This is a genomic window from Enterobacillus tribolii (assembly GCF_003363015.1).
Classification (GTDB): domain Bacteria; phylum Pseudomonadota; class Gammaproteobacteria; order Enterobacterales; family Enterobacteriaceae; genus Enterobacillus; species Enterobacillus tribolii.
On sequence record NZ_QRAP01000004.1, the window covers coordinates 141,958 to 163,029 of the forward strand.

Consider the following 21,072-nt stretch of genomic DNA (forward strand, 5'->3'; position numbering starts at 1 on the left):
AAGGGGCTGTTGCCCGGGCACAACGTCAACGGCCCCAACGGGGCAGTTGCCCACACAGGCTCCGCATCCGGTACAGCGGGATGGGTCCAGTACGGGTTTTGCAATACCACTCACATGGGGGGTAAAACGAATGGCATAGGGTTCGCAGGCATCCTGACAGGCGCGGCACTCCACGCCTTTTTGCGTCAGGCAATGGCCCTGGATCGACGCGGTCAGCGTCCACGGGCGCGCCTGCTGTAAGTCGAATACCGGCTGCGGGCAAACTTCCGCGCATTTCCGGCAGAACGTGCATTCCGCACGCTGAAAATCAATGGCAGGAAACCCTCCGGGGCCTGAAATCAGTACGCCGGATTCGCAATGCTCGATACACTCGTGACACCGTGTGCAGCCGTCAATGAACGATTGCTCGTCAATCGCCCAGGGCGGGCGCTGCGCCGGTGCAGGCCGGGACCACCGGCCCCTGAGTAAGCTACGCCGTGATAGCGTGTTCATACTTGCTCCGTTCACATTGCGCATCGTTCCTGATGCAAAAAAATTAAAATAATTGGCGACGCGTCGGATTTTCCGTATTTATAATTATTTCCCGATGCCGTTCGCTAATGTTAATTGATTGTTATTCGGGAAATTTCACTGCGCCTTTACGATAAAGTATGCGTAATACCCGGTGAGTTATAATCCCTCATAATGGGTAATTCTGTGGGAGTATTGCTCCAGATCAATCCTTTTGCTGCATTTTCACGCACTGTAGAGCCGATAATTTTTCTTTTCGTTGCTTACTGAAATATACAACGATTCCATCCTGACGATTTTGGGGAAATCTCAGGCCGGAACTTCACCGAAATAAGACCTTATAAACATCAGGGGCGTAACGTGTTAGTCAAACGGTCAGTCACCAGCACCCTCGCCAGGGCTCTCACCGCCATCGTCATTTTGTCGGTGCTTTCTACCGGAATCGCCCTGCTGACCGTCGCCAGCAGTTTGCGCGACGCAGAAGCCGTTAATATCGCAGGATCGCTGCGGATGCAGAGTTATCGTCTGGCTTATGAACTCACCAATGAACCGAACCTGGTGAAACAGCATCTGGCGGAATACTCGCTTTCCCTGCGGGCGCCGGCGTTGCGACAGATAGAAAGCTTTTATGTTCCCACCGACGTGAAATCGCGCTACGCCCGCCTGCTTACCACCTGGGAGCAACTGGACGCCCAACTGCGCCAGGGCGAGGAGAAAAACTATCTGGACAGCGTCGCCAGCTATGTGGCGCAGGTCGATCAGTTCGTTCTGGCGCTGCAGCACTATTCAGAAAAGAAAATGGAGATGGTCGTCGTAATCAGCCTGGCCGGCGTGCTCGCCATCGTCGCGCTGGTGCTGTTCGCCATCCGCTTCACCCGCCGCCAGGTGGTGGCGCCGCTCAGCAAGCTGGTCAACGCCAGCGAAATGATGCAACGCGGCTACTTCAGCCTGAAGCCGCTGGATGTCGATCTTCCCAACGAAATGGGCGTCCTGTCGCGCGCCTTTACCCGTATGTCGGACGAGCTGGAAAAGCTTTACCGCTCGCTGGAAGACAAAGTCCGGGAGAAAACCGAAGGCCTGACGCAGGCCAACCGTACCCTGGGCGTTCTGTTTGACTGCTCCCAGGCGATGACCGTCAGCCACATCACCCGCGACTGCTTCGAGCAGGTGCTGAGCATCGTTCGCACCAGCGAGTCCCTGGCCTGGTTACAGCTGGAGGTTCACGACGGCGGCAATGGCCGCTGGCTGCTCAACGTCGGCAACGACGGCGAACCGCAGGGGGCATTTCAGCGTATCCCCCTGATGCTGGATGCCCAGGTTCTGGGCGAACTGCGCTGGCCCACGGAGCAAACGCCGCAGCACCAGCTGATGCAAAACGTCGCCAACATGCTGAGCCGCGGGGTGTATTTCAACCGGGCGCAGAAGCAACACCTGCAATTGCTGCTGATGGAAGAGCGTTCCACCATCGCACGCGAGCTGCACGACTCGCTGGCGCAGGCGCTCTCCTTCCTGCGCATTCAGCTTACGCTGCTCAAGCGCGCCACCGACGCGCAAAATCAGCAGGCGCAAAGCATTATCAAGGATTTCGATCAGGCGCTGGGCGATGCTTACCGCCAGTTGCGCGAATTGTTGGCGACGTTCCGCCTGACGATTCAGGAAGCCGATCTGAAAGAAGCGCTGCATCAGCTTTTATCACCGCTAAAGTTGCAAACCGACGCCATGATTACGCTAAACTGTGCCCTTTCTTCTCAGTCGCTGGACGCGCAGCAGCAGGTGCATGTCCTGCAAATTGTGCGGGAAGCGGTTCTTAATGCGATAAAGCACGCGAATGCCGCTCATATCAGCGTAAACTGTAGTTATGGCGAACGGGGAGAAAGCATTATCTCCGTCGCCGACAACGGTATCGGCATCACCAGCCTGACGGAGCCGGAAGGGCATTACGGGCTGAATATTATGACGGAGCGAGCCCAGCGTTTGGGAGGTCAACTGACTATCGGCCCCCGCACGAATTCGCCCGGTACGGAAGTGAAACTGGTCTTTCACCAGTGACCGCCGTCAATAAGCCGGCGGCGTTAACCCGTTAAAATACGACCATAATAATTGACGATGAACAATAACGGCGAAAACGCCGTATTACAGGGAGCTTCCATGGAAACAGAAAACTACACGGCAATGATCGTCGATGACCATCCCCTGATGCGTCGCGGCGTGCGTCAGTTACTGGAGCTTGATCCGGCATTTACCGTTGTGGCGGAGGCCAGCAGCGGCAGCGAAGCCATTGCGCTCGCCGGGCGTCTGCACCCTGACCTGATCCTGCTGGACCTGAACATGAAAGGGCTGTCCGGCCTGGACACCCTGAAGGCGTTGCGCAATGAAGGCGTGGACGCGCGCATCATCGTTCTGACGGTTTCCGATGCCCGCAGCGACGTCTATGCGCTGATCGACGCCGGCGCAGACGGTTACCTGCTCAAAGACAGCGAGCCGGAGATACTGCTGGCGCAAATCCGTCAGGCGGCGCAGGGCAAGAGCGTATTCAGCGACGTGATCAGCGAATACCTGGCTTCGCGCAACGAGCAAACCGATCCGTTCGCCGAATTGACCGAGCGTGAGCTGGACGTTTTGCAGGAAGTGGCCCGCGGCATGTCCAACAAGCAGATCGCCTCCCAACTGCACATTTCGGAAGAAACGGTCAAGGTGCATATCCGCAACCTGCTGCGCAAGCTGGACGTACGTTCCCGCGTCGCCGCCACGGTGCTGTACCTTGAGTATAAAAACCAGTAAAGGAAGCCCCGCCTTCAGTGACCGATGGCCTCTTTAAGCGCCTGGTGGTGATGCTGGATCCACCCTTCGTTTAACGGGCCCCAGTCACTGAGCTGGTAAAAGCCGTCATTATTCCGGATGCCCTGCTGCACAAAGTTCAGCGTCACGCCCATTCCCGGCAGCGCCTTAAGCACGTCCTGAAGCGTACGGCGCGGCCAGCCGGTTATCTCCATCAGACGCGGGACGTTGGGTTTTTCCATCTGAGTCAGCAACCAGCACAGGTAAAGACGCCGGGCAAAGACCGGGTTAAGTTCCATCGTATTGCTTCCCTAGTAATCATTAATAACCGATAAGCGTTGCGGAGAATGATGCTTCCGTAAACGCATTATTGCTTTCCTAATATTTTATTTACACTATCTCCTTTTTTTCTCCACGTTTTTCACCACGCAGCACGCTAAAGTGCGATAGCATTATCATTTCTCCGCCCATACCGTCGGGCAATAAAATAATTATTGAGAGCGCAGAGCATTATGAGGCACAGCACCCATGGCTAGTTTCTTTATTGAACGCCCGATTTTCGCCTGGGTTATCGCCATTATTATCAGTTTATCCGGACTGCTGGCCATTAACACATTGCCCGTAGAGCAATACCCCAATCTGGCGCCGACCACCGTGCGCATATCGGCAAACTATCCGGGCGCGTCTGCACAAACGCTGGAAAATACCGTTACCCAGATTATCGAGCAGAATATGACGGGGCTGGACAACCTGCTGTATATGTCTTCCCAGAGCAGTAACACCGGCAGCGCGACCATCACCCTGACGTTCCAGGCCGGCACCAACCCCAATGAAGCGATGCAGCAGGTGCAGAACCAGCTGGCCGGCGCGACGCGCAGGCTGCCGCAGGCGGTGCAGCAACAGGGAATCAACGTCACGAAATCCGGGGACAGCACCCTGATGACCGTGGCGTTCGTCTCCACCGACGGCAGCATGAGCCGCCAGGACATCGCCGACTACGTCGCCAGTAATTTGCAGGATCCCATCAGCCGTATCGACGGCGTCGGCACGGTGAATGCCTACGGCTCCCAATACGCCATGCGTATCTGGCTCGATCCGAACAAACTCACCAGTTATAACCTCACCGCGCAGAATGTGGTGGACGCCATCAAATCGCAAAACAGCCAGATAGCCGTCGGCCAGGTCGGCGCAACGCCCGCGGTTCCGGGGCAGATGCTAAACGCCACCATGAACGCACAGGCGCAGTTGCAAACGCCGCAGCAGTTTCGCGACATTACCCTGAGAGTGAATAAAGACGGCTCCGTCGTCACACTGGATAACGTGGCGACCATCGAGCTGGGCAGCGAGAACTACAACTACCTCAGCCGTTTTAACGGCAAACCCGCCTCCGGGATGAGCATTCAGCTGGCATCCGGCGCGAACGAGCTGAAAACCGATGAGTTGGTCAAGGCCAAGCTGGCCGAGCTGGCGCCCTACTTCCCCCACGGGCTGCAAACCGAATACGCTTACGAAACCACGCCTTTCGTCCAGCAATCCATTAAGGACGTTGTGAAAACCCTGCTGGAAGCTATTCTGCTGGTTTTCCTGGTGATGTACCTTTTCCTGCAAAACTTCCGCGCCACCCTCATTCCCACCCTGGCGGTGCCGGTCGTCTTGCTGGGCACGTTTGCCGTGCTGTATTCGCTCGGGTTCAGCATCAATACGCTGACTATGTTTGCGATGGTGTTGGCTATCGGCCTGCTGGTGGATGACGCCATCGTCGTCGTGGAGAACGTGGAGCGTATTATGGCCGAAGAGGGCCTGCCGCCCCGTGAAGCGACGCGTAAGTCGATGAAGCAAATCCAAAGCGCGTTGGTGGGGATCACCATGGTACTCTCCGCCGTTTTTGTGCCGATGGCCTTCTTCAGCGGCACCACCGGCGCCATTTATCGCCAGTTTTCCATCACCATCGTGTCGGCAATGGTCTTTTCGGTATTGATCGCGCTGATCCTGACGCCGGCGCTGTGCGCCACCCTGCTGAAGCCCATCAAAAGCGGCCAGCTGCATACCAAAAAAGGGTTCTTCGGCTGGTTTAACCGCACCTTCGACAGCAGCGCCAACCGTTACGAGAACGGCGTCGCGCACGTTATCCGCCGCAGCGGCCGGGTAATGTTCCTTTACCTGCTGATCATCGTCGCGCTTGCCGTACTCTTTCTGCGCCTTCCTACCTCCTTCCTGCCGGACGAGGATCGCGGCGTGTTCCTGACCCAGGTGCAGTTGCCGGCCGGTTCGACTCAGGAACAAACCCTGAAAGTCGTGGAGAAAGTGGAAAGCTTTTTCCTGCAGGACGAAAAACAGGACGTACGCTCCGTCTTTACCGTTATCGGTTCAGGACCGGGCGGCAACGGCCAGAACGTTGCCCGTATGTTCGTGCGCCTGAAAGACTGGAGCGAACGCCGGGGAGCCGATCAAAGCTCTTTCGCCATCATCGCGCGCGCCACCAGGGCATTCAGTAATATTAAGGAAGCCAGGGTCATCGCCAATAACCCGCCGGCTATTTCCGGGCTGGGCAGTTCCTCCGGCTTCAGCATGCAATTGCTGGATCTGGCCGGCGCGGGCCACGACGCGCTGATGAAAGCGCGTGATGAACTTCTGTCGCAGGCGGCGCAAAATCCCTCCCTGAGCCGGGTACGCCATAACGGGCTGGATGATACCCCGCAGCTTCAGGTCAACGTGGATCAGCGTAAGGCGCAGGCGTTGGGCGTCTCGATTGATGACATCAATAACACCCTGCAAATCGCCTGGGGCTCCAGTTACGTCAACGACTTCATCGACCGCGGCAGGGTTAAAAAGGTTTATGTCCAGTCCGCCGCGCCTTACCGCATGCTGCCGGATGACATCAACAAGTGGTATGTCAGCAACGATCAGGGAACGATGGTGCCGTTCTCCGCCTTTGCCAGCACTTCCTGGGAGTACGGTTCTCCCCGTCTGGAACGTTACAACGGCGCTGCGTCTCTGGAAATCGCCGGTGAAGCGGCCGCCGGCGTCAGCTCCGGGACGGCAATGGACGTCATGGAGCAACTGGTCAAACAGCTCCCCGCCGGCATCGGGCTGGCATGGAGCGGCATGTCCTACCAGGAACGGCTGTCCGGCGCCCAGGCACCGGCGCTGTATGCGCTCTCTATGCTGGTGGTGTTCCTGTGCCTGGCGGCGCTGTATGAGAGCTGGTCTATTCCCTTCTCGGTCATTCTGGTGGTGCCGCTGGGCGTTATCGGCGCCATTCTCGCCACCTGGATGCGCGGGCTGGAGAACGACGTCTACTTCCAGGTCGGGCTGCTTACGATCATCGGCCTGTCGGCGAAGAACGCCATTCTTATCGTAGAATTCGCGAATGATATGAACCGTGCGGGGAAAGATCTGCTGGTCGCCACGCTTGAAGCCTGCCGCCAGCGTCTGCGTCCGATCCTGATGACCTCCCTGGCCTTCATCTTCGGCGTATTGCCGATGGCCCTGAGCAACGGGGCCGGTTCCGGCAGCCAGCATGCGGTCGGCACCGGCGTGCTGGGCGGCATGATTTCCGCCACCCTGCTGGCGATCTTCTTCGTGCCGGTGTTTTTCATCCTGATCCGCCGGCGGTTCTCGGGGAAAACACAGCAAGAGAACGACTGAGCAAAAACGTAAACAAGAAAAGGCAGCCGGATGGCTGCCTTTTTAGTTGGGAATGGTTTTGCCCGTGATGTTGTCGTAATTACTGCAAGAATGTTACGCCATCTTTCCCTGATTATTCCGGTTTATTTCCGCAACATCGCGTCAATAAACGCTTTCCAGTTATTCAGCTCTGTGTCTATCATATTCTACGTCTTAATGTTGCCATGGGTTCCTCCCCATGGCTGCATTGTACAATTAATTTCCACCGGGTTGAATATTTAGCCAGAAGTTTCTTTCAGTAACGTTACTGACGACACATATTTAAATGAGATCATACGTTTTATAACGTCCCAATAATTACTTAATTCCCTTCTCCCCTTTTATTTCTTCCTGAATGTAATATCCGTTATTTTTTTTATAACATGAACGAATAATCTCTCCGACGGCTCCGCGAGCGCCGTTTCCGGGGGCGGAAGGACAGGTTATCGCCGGTAAATCTGGATCTTACGCTCAAATTTCGGCATCCTGAAGGTTTATAACGATAAAATCCTGCACGAAGAGACAGTAAATATGTGGACCCTGTACGGAATAAAAAACTGCGACACCATAAAAAAAGCCCGTCGCTGGCTGGACGAACACCAGGTGGCATACCATTTTCACGATTATCGCGCGGACGGCCTCGATGCCGCCCTGCTGCAACGTTTCGTTGACGCGCTGGGCTGGGAACCATTACTGAATACCCGCGGCACCACCTGGCGCAAGCTGGACGAAACACAACGCGCCGGCGTCACTGACGCCGCCAGCGCCATCGCCGTGATGCTGGAGCATCCGGCTATCATCAAGCGCCCGCTGTTGGTCAACGGCGACAGCCTGCTGCTTGGCTTTGACAACGAACGCTACGCTCACGCGCTGGCCGGGGGAAACTGATCGATGAGCTGTCCGGTTCTTGAATTAACCCAACAACTTATCCGCTGCCGCTCCATCAGTCCGGACGACGCCGGATGCCAGGACATCTTAATTGAGCGCCTGCATCGCGCCGGCTTTACGGTGGAAGAGATTAACATTGGCGATACGCGTAACTTCTGGGCTACCTATGGCGGCAACGGCCAGACGCTGGCTTTCGCCGGCCACACCGACGTCGTGCCCGCCGGCGACGAAAGCCAGTGGACGCATCCGCCGTACGAGCCGACGCTCAAGGACGGCATTCTGTTCGGCCGCGGCGCCGCTGACATGAAAGGCTCTTTAGCGGCAATGATCGTCGCCGCAGAGCGCTTCGCCGAGAGCAACCCTGACCCGGCCGGCCGTCTGGCGTTTCTGATCACCTCCGACGAAGAAGCCAGCGCCGTCAACGGCACGGTGAAAGTGGTGGAGAAACTGATGGCACGCAACGAGCGCGTGGAGTATTGCCTGGTCGGCGAGCCTTCCAGTACCGGGCGCGTAGGCGACGTGGTGAAAAACGGCCGTCGCGGCTCCATCACCGCCAATCTTTACATTCATGGTACGCAGGGTCATGTCGCCTATCCGCACCTGGCGGACAACCCGGTACACCGCGCCGCGCCCATGCTGGACGAGCTGGTCAGCATCGTGTGGGACGAAGGTAACGAATTCTTCCCGCCGACCAGCATGCAAATCGCCAACATCAGCGCCGGTACGGGCAGCAACAACGTCATCCCCGGCGAGCTGTACGTGCAGTTCAACTTCCGCTTCAGCACCGAGTCCACGGTAGAATCTATCCAGAAGCGGGTAAACGATCTGCTCGATCGTCACGGATTGCGCTATACCTTAGAGTGGAGCCTGTCCGGACTGCCGTTCCTTACCCCGCGGGGCGCGCTGGTTGACGCCGTGGTCAACGCCATTGAGCATTACGGTGAAATCACGCCGCAGTTGCTGACCACCGGCGGCACCTCTGATGGTCGTTTTATCGCCCGGATGGGGACGCAGGTCGTGGAGCTGGGGCCGGTAAACGCCACGATACATAAAGTTGACGAATGCGTTCACGCCGCCGATTTACAGCTCCTGAGCCGGATGTACCAACGCGTTATGGAGCACCTCGTCGTATGATAGACAACGACATGCTGACCGGGAAAAGCACCGCGCACCTTGCGGTGCTGTGCGGCAACCACCGCCTGCAGCCGGAAGCGGTACAGGCGTTCGGCGCCTTACAGCAGGCGGCGGCCGGAGCGGGGTTTAACCTGCAACCGGCCAGCACCTTCCGCGACTTTGCCCGCCAGCAGGCGATCTGGAACGGTAAATTTTGCGGCGAGCGGCCCGTGATGGACGCGGAAAGCCACCCGATGGACGTCTGCGCGCTGGACGACGCGGCGCGCTGTCACGCCATTCTGCGCTGGTCGGCGCTGCCGGGCGCCAGCCGCCATCATTGGGGAACGGATCTGGATATTTACGATCCGGACCTGCTGCCGGAGGGGCAAAAGCTTCAGCTGGAGCCATGGGAATATCTGGAAGGCGGCTATTTCTTCGGGTTACACCGCTGGCTCAGCGCCAACATGGCGCGTTTCGGCTTCTACCGCCCCTTCGATACCGACGCGCAGGGCGTGGCCTACGAGCCATGGCACCTCAGCTACCGGCCGCTGGCCCGGCAACTGGAAAAGCAGCTGACGCCCGGCGCGCTGCTGCAAGCCTGGCAAGGCGAAGAGATTGCAGGGAGCGACTGGCTGGCCCGGCATCTGCCCGAGCTGTTTTCCCGCTATATCACGGTGAAGTGAGGAGATTGCAATGCATTGGCTGGCCGACTATTGGTGGGTGATTTTGCTGATCCTGGTGGGGATGTTGATTAACAGCGTCAAGGCGCTGATGAAGGTCGATCCCAAGCGCTATCTGGATAATAAGCCGGAATTACCCCCGCACCGGGATAATAACGATAAGTGGGACAACGAGGACGATTGGGGAAAGAAATAGAATTAGAGTGCTTAATCAGCTCGTAACCTTAACTAAAAAGGGTGACTTAACGACAGTTTTAGCTGTTATTAAGAAAGCCCTTAACACATCGTTATTTGTCACAGCGTATTTCTTTATCGATTTTTTATTCCCTCTTGTTTTCCTGCGCGATACAAAAAATCATTTAAACAGCGACCGGCGCAAGAAAAGCCGGAGAATAAATAACGCCATCTGACAGATAACTATGCAGCCAGGCTGGCGCAATGATTGCTGAGATAACGGCGCATATAAAATAAAGAGCACGGCCGATGGCCGTGCTCCGTCGATGACGAAAACGCTTTTCTGCTTACTTAAACGCGATAATTTCCCCGCGTTTTCCGCTGAGCGCCTCATCCCAGTAGCGCTGCGGAACGTAAGCCCGCAGGCGCTCCAGCGCCAGGTCGATCATCGCTTCGCTGATGCCATGCCCTACCGGCTCAATATCAATCGTGTAATCACTGCCGTTACGGCGCAGGCTCTCGGCCGCCTGTTCGGCATGTTTAACGTTGATGACCTTGTCGTCACTGCCGTGAATCAGGTGAACCACCGTGCGATCGAACGCATGCTCCGGCAGTGCGGCAAAGCGCCCGCTGAACGCCACGATCCGCCCGGCCAGGTGCGCTTCAGCCTTCGCCGCTTCCAACGCCATAATCGCCCCCTGCGAGAAGCCGACCAGCGCCGTGGCATCCGGTGCAATACCGGTCTGTTTCTGCCAGTAACGCACGATCTCAACGAAGTGCGGTATTTCCGCCGCAACGCGCTCAGCACGGTTTTCTTCGGTAACGCCCTCCACGGAGAACCACTGCAGCCCTAAGCCGCTGGGGATCAGATGCGGGGAACCGATACTGATGACCAGCGCCTGCGGAAAGGCGGACGCGAAAAACTCGCCGATTTGCCCCATGGAGACCGGGTTATCCCCGACGCCGTGAAACAGCAGGAACAGTTGCTGCGGCGGGGTCGCCGGGCTTTGGACAACATGATGTTCGTGTTTCATTGCATACTCCTTAGGTCGGAAAGTCATTAGCTAAACAGTGTAGGTCTGTGGATGCTCACTATACGCTTCGTACCCGCGGATAAAATCGCCTTTTCCTGAAGGAGTTATTCTATTTTTTTGTTGGTTGCCCGCCCGTGCGCAGCAGCCCACCCAGCACCTGACGGCAATAAGCCAGCAGCGCCTTGCGCCCCGGCAGCCCATAGCGGGCCGCTAACCCGCTGGCGTACAGCCCCTGCTCCGCCACGTCGTGCAACACGCGCGGCGCACCAGGATACACGGAGAGGTAACGCCTCAGCGCATACTGCGCGCTTTCGAGCGGGCGGGCGGCAAAGGCAAAGCCGTTAAGCTCATCGCGATCGTCCTGATTCAGCGTTTGATCGCAGATACCCTCAACCGGCAACGCCGTGGCGGTTTGCGCCGCAATAAAGCCGGCGTCGCGCCGCAACCGCAGCGTCAGGCGCTCGCAAAGCAACTGCCCCGCTTCGCTGAGGGGAACCATCGCCATTGCAGTATAGCAACCGCTGCTGGCCTCGCGGGCGGTTCCGAAGCGTACCAGCCGGAACCCGCAGGCGTGCCAGAAGCGCCAAAGCGCCGGCGTATAGCCGAAGCTCACAGAAACGTAATCCATTCCCGCGGCACCCGCTTCCCGCAGCGCACACGCCAACAAACGCCGGGCAATGCCCCGGCGGCGGCGGTCGGGGAAGACGGCGATCCGGCTGACGCGGCGCGAGCGCAACTGCGCCGCCACCGACTGCCCGCCGTGCGCCGCCAGCGACTGCGCCACCAGGTTTCCCTTCGGGCGCCGGGTTCCCGCCCACACCGCCTGCGCCAGCGAAGATGGCAGCCCCCCCTCGTCAACCAGCCAGAGCGCACCGATCAACGTCTCCTGCTCCAGTGCGGCGTGCAACGTATTTCCACCGGCATCCATCAACCGGCGCAAATCCAGCGGCGTGGTACGGTAGTGCGCGCTGGTCAGCAGCGTATAAAAATCCTGCATTATGCCGGGGCGCGTCTGCCACATGGCCGGCGTCAGAGAGAGCAAAGAGCATGCGGTGGTCTCGTCCCGTGCCTTAAGCAACGGTTCTTCAAATAACAGCAGTGCATTCAGCCAGGCTTCCAGCGGGTCAGCGTCGCCCCAGCGCACCGGCTTCTCCAGCGTATACTGGCGGCAAGAGGGCAGATCGGCGCACACCTTGAGGATAAAACCCCGGCCGGTGCCTTCATACCCCTGCACTGTCGTGGTCATCAGAATCCGGGGGAAATAAGCGGTCAGCGCCATCAATAACGGCGCCGGGATCGCCGCCGCCTCATCAATCAGCAGCCACTCGTCTTCCGGCGGCTGTTCGCGGCACTGTGCCAGCAGAGCGTCAGGCGCGGAAAAAGGAATGTCATCACCGGTCGTGCGGCACAAAACCGCCGCCGCCAGCCGGTTCGGCCCCGTCACCCGACAGCGTCCGGGCATACGCGCCGCCAGCATGCCCGCCAGCGTGGATTTACCGCGCCCGCGCACGCCGGTCACCACCGCCACCTGTTCCTGCTGATGCAGAATCTCATGCAGGATCTGCCGCTGCTGCGCCGTCGGCATGCCGTCCGGCGGCATCCAGGGCGCCAGCGGTGGTAATGACGGCAGCGCAACCGCTTCGCCCTGACGCCAAACGGCGATACCCGGCTGCGTTTGGCAACACTGTTTGAAATGCGCAACAAAATGCGGCGTGGCGATTGCCTGCGGCGCATCGTTCCAGCGCAGGCTGTCGTCATCCGGCAAAGAAGGCCACGCTTCCCAGGGCGGAACCAGCAACACCAGCCAACTCCCTGCCCGCATGGCGCCCGCCGCCGCCGCCAGCGCTTCGGCGTGACATCCCCGGCCCGCATCGAACACCACGTGATCCGTTTCCTGCCCCAGCATCCCCCGCGCCTGCGCCGCGCTGAGGCATGTCATACCCTGCGGCGCATCCTCGCCGATCCACAGTGCGGGTAAACCGGCACAAAGACGCCGGGCCTCTCCGCGACGCCAGGATGCATCGCCGCTGAGGATTAGCACGCGGCGAATCCCCGTCTGGCGCATAGCGGGAACGAAATCGGAAAGCGATATCATAGGCAATAAAAGCAATGAGTACGGGCAGGAAGTATATCAGATGCGCACCCCGTGCCGGGATGCGCATCGCAGGTTAGTTCGTCGCGAAGGTGTTGCAGTTATTAATGTTGCCGCTGTCGAAACCGCGCTTAAACCAGGTATAGCGCTGTTGGGAAGTGCCGTGGGTGAAGCTGTCGGGAATGACCCGGCCCTGGCTCTGCTGCTGCAAACGATCGTCGCCGATCGCCTGTGCGGCATTCAGCGCCTCTTCCAGATCGCCCTGCTCCAGAATCTTTTCATTCTGCATGTAATGCCCCCACACGCCGGCAAAACAGTCGGCCTGTAGCTCCATCTTCACGGACAACCGGTTTTGATCCGTACGGCTGGCGCTCTGTTGCAGCTCGCGCACCTTGCGCTCGATGCCCAGCAACGTCTGCACGTGATGGCCCACCTCATGCGCCACGACGTACCCCTGAGCGAAATCACCGCCGGCGCCCAGCTTGGTTTTCATTTCCTGATAGAAAGAGAGATCGATATACACGGTGCGATCCGCCGGGCAATAAAACGGCCCCATCACCGACTGGCCGGTGCCGCAACCGGTACGGGTCGCCCCGCGGTACATCACCAGCTTCGGATCCTGATACTGTTTCCCCATCTGGCGGAAAATGTCGCGCCAGGTATCTTCCGTCGATGCCAGAATGACCGAGGTGAACTTCGCCATCTCGTTGTCCAGTTGAGCGTTTGCCGGCTGCGCCTGCTGGGTCTGCGTTACCGGCGCGCCGCCGTTCAGCAGCGGCGTCAGATCAACGCCGTAATAGCCGGCCACCAGGACCACCACCAGCAGAATCAAGCCGCCTTTGCCCCGCACCGGAATGCGCATTCCGCCGCCGCCCAATCCGCTGCCGGATGAAGAACTCCCGCGGCGATCCTCTACGTTCTGACTTTCTCTACGCCCTTGCCAGCGCATACTGCGACCTCAGGTGAATACTTTAATAGGTTAATGGTAGGCAATCACCTTACCAAATACCATAGGCAACACGTTTTCAGGGGTAATTATCAGAATGGATGGAAAAGCAGATAGGAATTATCGAGAGAAATATAACGTCCGGGGCGCTAAAACACCCCGGATAGCGCGCAAAATGTAATCAGTCCAGCTTAACGCCCAGACGGCGCGCAACTTCTTCATACGCTTCAATCAGGCCGCCCAGGCTCTGACGGAAACGGTCTTTGTCCATCTTGCTGAGGGTAACTTTATCCCACAGGCGGCTGCCGTCCGGAGAGAATTCGTCCCCCAGCACCACGTCGCCTTTAAACAGCCCGAATTCCAGCTTGAAGTCCACCAGGATCAGGCCGGCGTCGTCAAACAGCTTGCTCAGCACCTCGTTGGCTTTGTAGCTCAGCGTTCTCATCTTCGCCAGGTTTTCTTCACTGACCCAGCCAAACGTGCGGCAGTAGGACTCATTAACCATCGGATCGTGCATGGCGTCATTTTTCAGGAACAGATCGAATAACGGCGGGTTAAGCGTCAGCCCCTCTTCAATGCCCAGGCGTTTTACCAGTGAACCGGCAGCACGGTTACGGATAACGCACTCCACCGGCACCATCTCCAGCTTTTTCACCAGGCATTCGGTGTCTGACAACAGGCGCTCCATCTGGGTCGGGATGCCCGCTTCCTCCAGTTTAGTCATGATGAAATGATTGAATTTATTGTTCACCATGCCTTTACGGTCAAATTGCTCAATGCGCTGGCCGTCCAGTGCTGATGTATCGTTACGGAACTCGAGAATCAGCAAATCCGGATTATCGGTGGCATATACGGTTTTTGCCTTGCCGCGATACAACTCAGCGAGCTTTTGCATTTTGCTTACTCCTTGGTTTGAAGAAGAACTTTAGGGAAACGGGACCCAAAAGACCGGAGAGATAGCATCCGGTGAGAGGGATAACGTGTCAGGTTGCGGGGTATTATATGCCAGCCAATCGTTTGCTTTCATCAAAAATTAGTGAAAAAAGAAGATATCGGGTGAAATCACCGGGTTCTGATCCTCAGGAGGATATGCCGTGCTCCGGCGAAAGAAGGAAGGATTGGCGCTAAAAAAGAAGGGGCTGTTCGCCCCTTCTCCTGATGCAGATGTTAATGCTTATTTGCTGCTGATGCGGTTGAACGCGGACTGGAATACGGAAACCAGTGCGTCGTTCTTCGCCTGGGTCAGCGGCTGACCTTTGCTGTCGATGAATTGCAGGCTGGTGCGGTTGTCCAGGTCGCCGACCTGAATCTTGTAGTCCCCGTCTTTAATGTCGGGATCTTTCACGCCCAGCGCATCCCAGCCGCTGCTGCTCAGCGAACGGTATTTGACTTCAACAGTCCCCTGCGGACGGCTGCGATCGCCGACTTTCATCCCCACGCGCTCAAGCACGTTCGGCAGACGATCCCAGACCACGGTGTAAGGCCCGCGCACCACCAGCAACGGCAGGCCGGTGTCATCCGCCCCGCTCTGCACGTCCATCATACCGGCCATACGGCTGGCGCGGGCGGCTTCGCTGTCGGCCTGAGCTTTATCCAGGCTGGAGGCAATGCTGTTCATCATGGAAACCGTGTAGCGCTGAACCTGAGAAGACTCGGCAACCGGCGAGTCGCCCTGCTGCAAGCCCAGAGACTTCACGGTCAGCACCGACTGATACCCCTGCGACTGAACGCCGATCTGATAACGACCTTTATACTGCACGTCTTCATCCAGGCGCTCGAAGCTGATCCAATCCGTCGTCAGCGACTGATGCGCATCATCGCGGCTCGCAATGGTGTAGCCCTTCTGCTGAACGATGCCGGCAACGCGCGCCCACAGGCCGCTGTTAGCCGGGTTGTTCTCTACCAGCAGCGTCGCGGTGTCGCCGACGAACTGGCCGCGGGAACCGTTAAGCAGCGCCAGCGGCTGTGACGGCGGACGAATGTCCAGCGCTTTGCCCACCAGGCCCTTATCAGCGTCCAAACGGATGTCGTAAGTACCGTTCTGCACCGGCAAAATCATGCCGGAAGGCGACTGCAACCCGGCAAGCGCCGGTGATTCCAGATAGGACTCATCGCCGCTGACCTGACGTTTATAACGCTGATCGCTGGAACACGCCGCCAGCAGCATCACCAAAGAAACACCGACGATTTTGACCACCGCCGACTTTTGAACTGAATAAGCCATTAATACTCCCTAAAAATTACAACAGACCGGCGAGCTTCAGCGCGCGCTCAACGGCCGGACGTGCGGACTCGCTCAGCGGCGTCATCGGCAGACGCATGGTGTCAGTTGCGATCAGACCCAATACTTTACAGGCCCATTTCACCGGTATCGGGTTTGATTCAATAAACAACGCCTGATGCAGCGGCATCAGACGCTGATGCGCAGCCTGCGCTTCGGCAAATTTGCCGGCAAGCGCCAGAGCGCACACTTCCGCCACTTCACGGGCGGCGACGTTGGCCGTCACGGAGATTACGCCGCGTCCGCCCAGACGGATAAAGTCTGCGACGTTGGCGTCTTCGCCGGTCAGCACCGTGAACTTATCGTCATTCACCAGCGCTTGGATCTGACTGACGCGACTTAAGTTCCCCGTCGCCTCTTTAATTGCGACAATATTTTTCACTTTCGCCAGACGCGCCACAGTTTCCGGCAGCATGTCACAGCCGGTGCGCGCGGGAACGTTATACAGAATCTGGGGTAAATCGGTGTTTTCCGCAATAGTCCTGAAATGCTGGAACAGACCTTCCTGCGTCGGCTTATTATAATAAGGCGTCACCGTCAGGCAGCCCGCCACGCCGCGGTCGTTAAACTGCCTGGTCAGCGAGATCGCTTCCGCAGTGGCGTTCGCGCCGGTGCCGGCAATAACCGGAATACGTCCGTCCGCGAGTTCCAGGGTTTGCAGCACCACGCCGACATGGTCTTCGTGGGTCAGCGTCGCGGACTCGCCCGTCGTGCCCACGGAAACGATCGCAGACGTTCCGCTGGCAACATGATAATCAATTAATTTTTTCAGTCCCGCACGATCGACCTGACCTTTGTCATCCATCGGCGTAACCAGCGCAACAATACTTCCCGTAAACATTGACCGTCCCCTCTAAACACAGGTTCCTCATGGTACTTTTGAAACCGATCGCAAAGCAAGCCCACATCTCTGCGGTAAGCGCTTGTCCGCTGGTTTTTTTTATGGTTACCTTGAGATACCTTCACCAAAGACAGGAAAACCCCTTTGTCACAGCCAAACCGGCATTATCTCGTCATTACCGCCCTCGGCAGGGACCGCCCCGGGATCGTCAATACTATTACCCGCCACGTCAGCAGCTGCGGGTGTAACATTGAAGACAGCCGGCTGGCCATGTTGGGGGAGGAGTTTACGTTCATCATGTTGCTTTCCGGTAGCTGGAACGCGATCACCCAGATTGAGTCCACCCTGCCGCTGAAAGGGGTTGAGCTTGATCTGCTGATTGTGATGAAGCGAACGACATGGCATGAACGCCCGACGATGCCGGCCAGCGTATGGGTACAGGTTGAAGTCAAGGATTCACCTCATATTATCGAACGTTTTACCGATCTGTTTGACACACATGAGATGAACATCGCGGAACTGGTTTCCAGAACGCAGCCGGGGGGTGACGATGTCGAACCCCGGCTTTATATTCAGATAACAGCGCACTGCCCTGCCGATCAAAACGCGTCAAAAATTGAGCAGGCGTTTAATCAGCTGTGTACAGAACTGAATGCACAAGGCAGTATTAGCGTCGTAAATTATCCTCAGCATGACGATTAAGATGGAGAGTCGTAATGAGCCCATTGAAAGCCGGTAGCCCCGCACCTAAGTTTACTCTGTTAGATCAAGATGGTGAGCAGATCAGCTTAACCGACTTCAGCGGCCAAAAAGTTTTGGTCTACTTTTATCCTAAGGCGATGACGCCGGGTTGCACCGTTCAGGCCTGCGGCCTGCGCGACAACATGGACGACCTGAAGAAATACGGCGTTGAAGTCCTTGGCGTCAGCACCGACAAGCCGGAGAAGCTTTCCCGTTTCGTCGAAAAAGAGCTGTTGAATTTCACCCTGCTGTCCGACGAAGACCACCAGGTTGCCGAGCAGTTCGGCGTTTGGGGAGAGAAAACCTTCATGGGGAAAACGTATGACGGCATTCACCGCATCAGTTTTCTGATTGACGAAAACGGCAACGTTGAGCACGTTTTCGATGATTTCAAAACCAGCGATCACCACAATATCGTGCTTAATTATCTGCAATCGCACGCCTGATTGGCCGATTAATATGACGCCCCGCCGGTGAATGCCCGCGGGGCGTTTTTTTATCTTCAGTCCGCCTCGGAGATAAACTCATCCGGCCAGGCGTGAATCACCGCCTTCACCAGCGTTGCCAGCGGAATGGCGAAAAACACGCCCCAGAAGCCCCACATCCCGCCGAAGATAATCACCGAAAGAATAATGACCAGCGGATGCAGGTTCACCGCCTCGGAGAACAGCAACGGCACCAGCAGGTTGCCGTCCAGCCCCTGAACCACCAGGTAAGCAATGAACAGGGTCCAGAAGTCTGCGCCCATTCCCCACTGAAACAGCGCTACGATCACCACCGGGATGGTCACCAGCACCGCGCCGATGTAAGGGATTAACACGGAAATCCCGACCAGCACCGCCAGCAACAGCGAATAGTGCATGCCGACCACCAGGAACACGAGGTAGGTCGCCACGCCCACCACCACCATCTCCAGCACTTTGCCGCGGATATAGTTGCTGATCTGCTGATTCATCTCTTTCCACACCTGTCCCGCCAGGCCGCGGTTGCGCGGCAGAACGCGGCGCACGGCGTTGATCATCTGCTCTTTATCCTTAAGCAGGAAAAACACCATCAACGGCACCAGAATCAGATAAATCGCCAGTTGCAGCAGACCGACCAACGAAGCCAGCGAAAGCTTTACGAACGAATCGCCCATCATCGCCAGGCGCGAACGCAGGTTTTCCGCCATCATGTCGACAATGCCGGCGTCCACCAGCGCCGGAAAACGGTTTGGCAACGTCGCGGCAAACGCATAAAAGCGATTAAGCATTTTGGGCGTGTCAGCCATCAGGTTCAGCCCCTGTTGCCACACGGTCGGCGCCACCACGAAAGCGGCCAGCAATGAAATTCCCGCAAACAGAATCAATACCACGCTCGCCGACCAAACGCGGGAACACCCAATCTGCTGGAGCTTATGCGTCGGCCACTCCAGCAGATAAGCCAGGACTATCGCCACCAGCAGCGGGGCCAGAATCCCGCTGAAAAAATAAATAATGCAGAAACCCACCAGCAGTATCATCAGCAGCGCGATCGCCTGAGGATCGGTAAACCTGCGCCGGTACCACTGCATTAACATGTCGAGCATGAGAACTCCTTAAAAGCATCCTGAAATTGCTACAATGCTCCTGAGCAAAAACGGCAAAGAATAAATATCTTCCACCCCAGACAATGTTTGGTATCCGCCTGAGGAAAGTGGCAAAATGCCCGTTGCCGGGGCCTTCGTGCAAAAGTTCGCCCCGTTTGCGGCAAGGCCGCATGTGATTTATGTGATGAGTGTAATAGAGAGCGGCGCCGGGAAGAAGAACTCTCGTCGCGGAATGTCGTCAAATAGCTATCTCTTAAGTAATGGAACCCGACAATATGGCTGCTCGGTTTAACAAAACCCTCGTTGCGACGTTACTCGCCAGCTTACTGCTTTCCGGCCCGATGGTTTCCGTGGCCGACCCCGGCGACGATACGTTGCCCGATATCGGCACGACGGCGGGCAACACGCTCAGCATCAATCAGGAACTGGCGATGGGCGACTTTTACGTCCGCCAACTGCGCGCCAGCACGCCGCTGATCTATGATCCGCTGCTGAGCGAGTACGTCAACAAGCTCGGCATGCGCCTGGTCGCCAATGCGCACTCCGTGCGCACGCCGTTCCACTTCTATCTGGTCCGTAACGACGACATCAACGCCTTCGCCTTCTTCGGCGGCAACGTGGTACTGCACTCGGCGCTGTTCCGCTACAGCGACAGCGAGAGCGAACTGGCTTCGGTCATGGCGCACGAAATCTCCCACGTGACCCAGCGCCACCTGGCGCGCGCCATGGAAGAACAACAGCGCAATGCCCCGCTGACCTGGGTGGGCGCGCTGGGTTCCATTCTGCTGGCAATGGCCAGCCCGCAGGCGGGAATGGCCGCGCTCAGCGGCACGCTGGCCGGTTCCCAGCAGGGAATGATCAGCTTTACCCAGTCCAACGAACAGGAAGCCGACCGCATCGGCATTCAGGTCTTGCAGCGCGCTGGTTTTGATCCGCAGGCCATGCCGGCCTTCATGGGGAAACTGGCCGACATGTCGCGCTACTCCTCCAAGCCGCCGGAAATCCTGCTGACGCACCCCCTGCCCGACAGCCGTATGGCCGACATCCGCAACCGCGCCAACCAGATGCGCCCTCACCCGGTACAGTCTTCTGAAGACTTTATGCTGGCGAAGGTGCGTATTCTCGGCATGTACAGCGGCCAGAACGGCGACAGCGCCGGCCTGGTTGAAGATCTGCTGAAGAGCATGGAGCAGGGCAACGTCCGTGAACAGCAGGCGGCGAGCTATGGCCGCGCCATTCAGTACAGCCAGGCGAAAAATTACGATGGCGCGCGCAAAGCCCTGCAGCCGCTGCTTGACGCCGCGCCGAACAACATCTGGTTTCTGGATTTGATGACCGACATCGATCTGGAGCAAAAACGCGCGCCCCAGGCTATCAAGCGCCTGGAAGACGCCATGGCGAAAAACCGCAGCGAACCGGTTATTCAGATCAACCTGGCGAACGCTTACGTTGAAGGAGGCCAGCCGGCCAAAGCCAGCCAGTTACTTTACCGCTATACCTACGCGCATCCTGACGATCCCAACGGCTGGGATTTGCTGGCGCAGGCCTGCTCGGCGCAGGGGCTGCGCGATGAAGAACTCAGCGCCCGCGCCGAAAGCCTGGCGCTCGCCGGGCAGCTTGATCAGTCCATCCGCCTGCTGAGCAACGCCAGCTCGCTGGTGGCGGTCGGCAGCCTGAAACAGGCGCGCTATGATGCCCGTATCGACCAGTTGCGTCAGCTGCAGGAACGCTTCAAACAATACCAACGCAAATAATGCACAG

The 21,072-nt window shown here is 57.6% G+C and carries 19 protein-coding genes and 1 pseudogene; 10 read left to right on the forward strand and 10 right to left on the reverse strand.

Annotated features, from left to right (window positions below):
• Positions 1-18: 18 nt before the first annotated feature.
• Positions 19-492 (reverse strand): annotated as a pseudogene (gene napF, locus C8D90_RS10075) (ferredoxin-type protein NapF); the annotation flags it as partial.
• 378 nt (positions 493-870) lie between these two features.
• Here napF and narQ point away from each other — a divergent pair.
• Complete coding sequence (gene narQ, locus C8D90_RS10080; RefSeq protein ID WP_115458318.1) at positions 871-2,559, forward strand: nitrate/nitrite two-component system sensor histidine kinase NarQ; 1,689 nt, start codon at positions 871-873, stop codon at positions 2,557-2,559.
• Between the two features lie 99 nt (positions 2,560-2,658).
• Positions 2,659-3,291: a nitrate/nitrite response regulator protein NarP gene (gene narP / locus C8D90_RS10085; protein ID WP_115458548.1), complete on the forward strand. Its 633-nt coding sequence runs from the start codon at positions 2,659-2,661 to the stop codon at positions 3,289-3,291.
• 14 nt (positions 3,292-3,305) lie between these two features.
• On the opposite strand, the gene C8D90_RS10090 is transcribed toward narP, so the two are convergent.
• Positions 3,306-3,587 carry a winged helix-turn-helix domain-containing protein gene (locus C8D90_RS10090; RefSeq protein WP_115458319.1) on the reverse strand — a complete coding sequence of 94 codons (282 nt, stop codon included), beginning with the start codon at positions 3,585-3,587 and terminating at the stop codon, positions 3,306-3,308.
• Between the two features lie 229 nt (positions 3,588-3,816).
• Here C8D90_RS10090 and acrD point away from each other — a divergent pair, with 229 nt between their 5' ends.
• The gene (acrD, locus tag C8D90_RS10095) at positions 3,817-6,936 is read left to right on the forward strand and encodes a multidrug efflux RND transporter permease AcrD (RefSeq protein WP_115458320.1); all 3,120 of its coding nucleotides are present in this window, start codon (positions 3,817-3,819) and stop codon (positions 6,934-6,936) included.
• 122 nt (positions 6,937-7,058) lie between these two features.
• Here acrD and ypfM read toward each other — a convergent pair whose 3' ends face one another.
• A complete protein-coding gene (gene ypfM / locus C8D90_RS22490) occupies positions 7,059-7,118 on the reverse strand; it encodes a protein YpfM (RefSeq protein ID WP_147291355.1) in 60 nt (19 codons plus the stop codon).
• Between the two features lie 367 nt (positions 7,119-7,485).
• On the opposite strand from ypfM, the gene C8D90_RS10100 reads away from it, so the two are divergent.
• Genes C8D90_RS10100 through C8D90_RS10115 form a run of 4 tightly spaced genes read left to right on the forward strand, consistent with a single transcriptional unit; the run spans position 7,486 to position 9,831 of the window.
• The gene (locus C8D90_RS10100) at positions 7,486-7,842 is read left to right on the forward strand and encodes an ArsC family reductase (RefSeq protein ID WP_115458321.1); all 357 of its coding nucleotides are present in this window, start codon (positions 7,486-7,488) and stop codon (positions 7,840-7,842) included.
• Between the two features lie 3 nt (positions 7,843-7,845).
• Entirely contained in the window at positions 7,846-8,976 is a 1,131-nt protein-coding gene (gene dapE / locus C8D90_RS10105) for a succinyl-diaminopimelate desuccinylase (protein ID WP_115458322.1), read from the forward strand.
• Complete coding sequence (locus C8D90_RS10110; RefSeq protein ID WP_115458323.1) at positions 8,973-9,638, forward strand: M15 family metallopeptidase; 666 nt, start codon at positions 8,973-8,975, stop codon at positions 9,636-9,638. The genes dapE and C8D90_RS10110 overlap by 4 nt, the downstream gene beginning before the upstream one ends.
• Positions 9,639-9,648: 10 nt before the next feature.
• A complete protein-coding gene (locus C8D90_RS10115) occupies positions 9,649-9,831 on the forward strand; it encodes a YpfN family protein (RefSeq protein ID WP_115458324.1) in 183 nt (60 codons plus the stop codon).
• 325 nt (positions 9,832-10,156) lie between these two features.
• Here C8D90_RS10115 and ypfH read toward each other — a convergent pair whose 3' ends face one another.
• The 6 genes from ypfH to dapA all read right to left on the reverse strand — a co-directional run bounded on the left by ypfH (position 10,157) and on the right by dapA (position 17,003).
• The gene (ypfH, locus tag C8D90_RS10120) at positions 10,157-10,843 is read right to left on the reverse strand and encodes an esterase (RefSeq protein ID WP_115458325.1); all 687 of its coding nucleotides are present in this window, start codon (positions 10,841-10,843) and stop codon (positions 10,157-10,159) included.
• A 109-nt stretch (positions 10,844-10,952) separates the two neighbouring features.
• A complete protein-coding gene (locus C8D90_RS10125) occupies positions 10,953-12,884 on the reverse strand; it encodes a tRNA(Met) cytidine acetyltransferase TmcA (protein WP_312026895.1) in 1,932 nt (643 codons plus the stop codon).
• Between the two features lie 127 nt (positions 12,885-13,011).
• Complete coding sequence (gene ypfJ / locus C8D90_RS10130; protein ID WP_115458327.1) at positions 13,012-13,884, reverse strand: KPN_02809 family neutral zinc metallopeptidase; 873 nt, start codon at positions 13,882-13,884, stop codon at positions 13,012-13,014.
• A 178-nt stretch (positions 13,885-14,062) separates the two neighbouring features.
• Entirely contained in the window at positions 14,063-14,776 is a 714-nt protein-coding gene (gene purC, locus C8D90_RS10135; RefSeq protein WP_115458328.1) for a phosphoribosylaminoimidazolesuccinocarboxamide synthase, read from the reverse strand.
• Between the two features lie 279 nt (positions 14,777-15,055).
• Complete coding sequence (gene bamC, locus C8D90_RS10140) at positions 15,056-16,105, reverse strand: outer membrane protein assembly factor BamC (protein WP_115458329.1); 1,050 nt, start codon at positions 16,103-16,105, stop codon at positions 15,056-15,058.
• Between the two features lie 16 nt (positions 16,106-16,121).
• Positions 16,122-17,003, reverse strand: coding sequence for a 4-hydroxy-tetrahydrodipicolinate synthase (dapA, locus tag C8D90_RS10145; protein ID WP_115458330.1), 882 nt, complete (start codon positions 17,001-17,003; stop codon positions 16,122-16,124).
• A gap of 144 nt (positions 17,004-17,147) precedes the next feature.
• On the opposite strand from dapA, the gene C8D90_RS10150 reads away from it, so the two are divergent.
• Together C8D90_RS10150 and bcp are read left to right on the forward strand one after the other, a co-directional pair.
• Positions 17,148-17,705 carry a glycine cleavage system transcriptional repressor gene (locus tag C8D90_RS10150; RefSeq protein ID WP_115458331.1) on the forward strand — a complete coding sequence of 186 codons (558 nt, stop codon included), beginning with the start codon at positions 17,148-17,150 and terminating at the stop codon, positions 17,703-17,705.
• Positions 17,706-17,719: 14 nt separating this feature from the next.
• Positions 17,720-18,190 (forward strand): thioredoxin-dependent thiol peroxidase, encoded by a 471-nt coding sequence (bcp, locus tag C8D90_RS10155; RefSeq protein WP_115458332.1) that lies wholly within the window; start codon positions 17,720-17,722, stop codon positions 18,188-18,190.
• Between the two features lie 56 nt (positions 18,191-18,246).
• On the opposite strand, the gene C8D90_RS10160 is transcribed toward bcp, so the two are convergent.
• Positions 18,247-19,311 carry an AI-2E family transporter gene (locus C8D90_RS10160; RefSeq protein ID WP_115458333.1) on the reverse strand — a complete coding sequence of 355 codons (1,065 nt, stop codon included), beginning with the start codon at positions 19,309-19,311 and terminating at the stop codon, positions 18,247-18,249.
• A gap of 275 nt (positions 19,312-19,586) precedes the next feature.
• Between C8D90_RS10160 and bepA the strand changes: the two genes are divergently transcribed.
• The gene (gene bepA / locus C8D90_RS10165; protein WP_115458549.1) at positions 19,587-21,065 is read left to right on the forward strand and encodes a beta-barrel assembly-enhancing protease; all 1,479 of its coding nucleotides are present in this window, start codon (positions 19,587-19,589) and stop codon (positions 21,063-21,065) included.
• Positions 21,066-21,072: the final 7 nt, after the last annotated feature.

Bases quoted from the DNA above. Each gene is read 5' to 3' on its own strand.
- ypfH (WP_115458325.1), bottom strand. From the start codon at position 10,843: ATGAAACACGAACATCATGTTGTCCAAAGCCCGGCGACCCCGCCGCAG.
- C8D90_RS10100 (WP_115458321.1), top strand. From the start codon at position 7,486: ATGTGGACCCTGTACGGAATAAAAAACTGCGACACCATAAAAAAAGCC.
- narP (WP_115458548.1), top strand. From the start codon at position 2,659: ATGGAAACAGAAAACTACACGGCAATGATCGTCGATGACCATCCCCTG.
- C8D90_RS10110 (WP_115458323.1), top strand. From the start codon at position 8,973: ATGATAGACAACGACATGCTGACCGGGAAAAGCACCGCGCACCTTGCG.
- dapA (WP_115458330.1), bottom strand. From the start codon at position 17,003: ATGTTTACGGGAAGTATTGTTGCGCTGGTTACGCCGATGGATGACAAA.
- dapE (WP_115458322.1), top strand. From the start codon at position 7,846: ATGAGCTGTCCGGTTCTTGAATTAACCCAACAACTTATCCGCTGCCGC.
- C8D90_RS10115 (WP_115458324.1), top strand. From the start codon at position 9,649: ATGCATTGGCTGGCCGACTATTGGTGGGTGATTTTGCTGATCCTGGTG.
- bepA (WP_115458549.1), top strand. From the start codon at position 19,587: ATGGCTGCTCGGTTTAACAAAACCCTCGTTGCGACGTTACTCGCCAGC.
- bcp (WP_115458332.1), top strand. From the start codon at position 17,720: ATGAGCCCATTGAAAGCCGGTAGCCCCGCACCTAAGTTTACTCTGTTA.
- C8D90_RS10160 (WP_115458333.1), bottom strand. From the start codon at position 19,311: ATGCTCGACATGTTAATGCAGTGGTACCGGCGCAGGTTTACCGATCCT.
- C8D90_RS10090 (WP_115458319.1), bottom strand. From the start codon at position 3,587: ATGGAACTTAACCCGGTCTTTGCCCGGCGTCTTTACCTGTGCTGGTTG.
- purC (WP_115458328.1), bottom strand. From the start codon at position 14,776: ATGCAAAAGCTCGCTGAGTTGTATCGCGGCAAGGCAAAAACCGTATAT.
- acrD (WP_115458320.1), top strand. From the start codon at position 3,817: ATGGCTAGTTTCTTTATTGAACGCCCGATTTTCGCCTGGGTTATCGCC.
- bamC (WP_115458329.1), bottom strand. From the start codon at position 16,105: ATGGCTTATTCAGTTCAAAAGTCGGCGGTGGTCAAAATCGTCGGTGTT.
- ypfJ (WP_115458327.1), bottom strand. From the start codon at position 13,884: ATGCGCTGGCAAGGGCGTAGAGAAAGTCAGAACGTAGAGGATCGCCGC.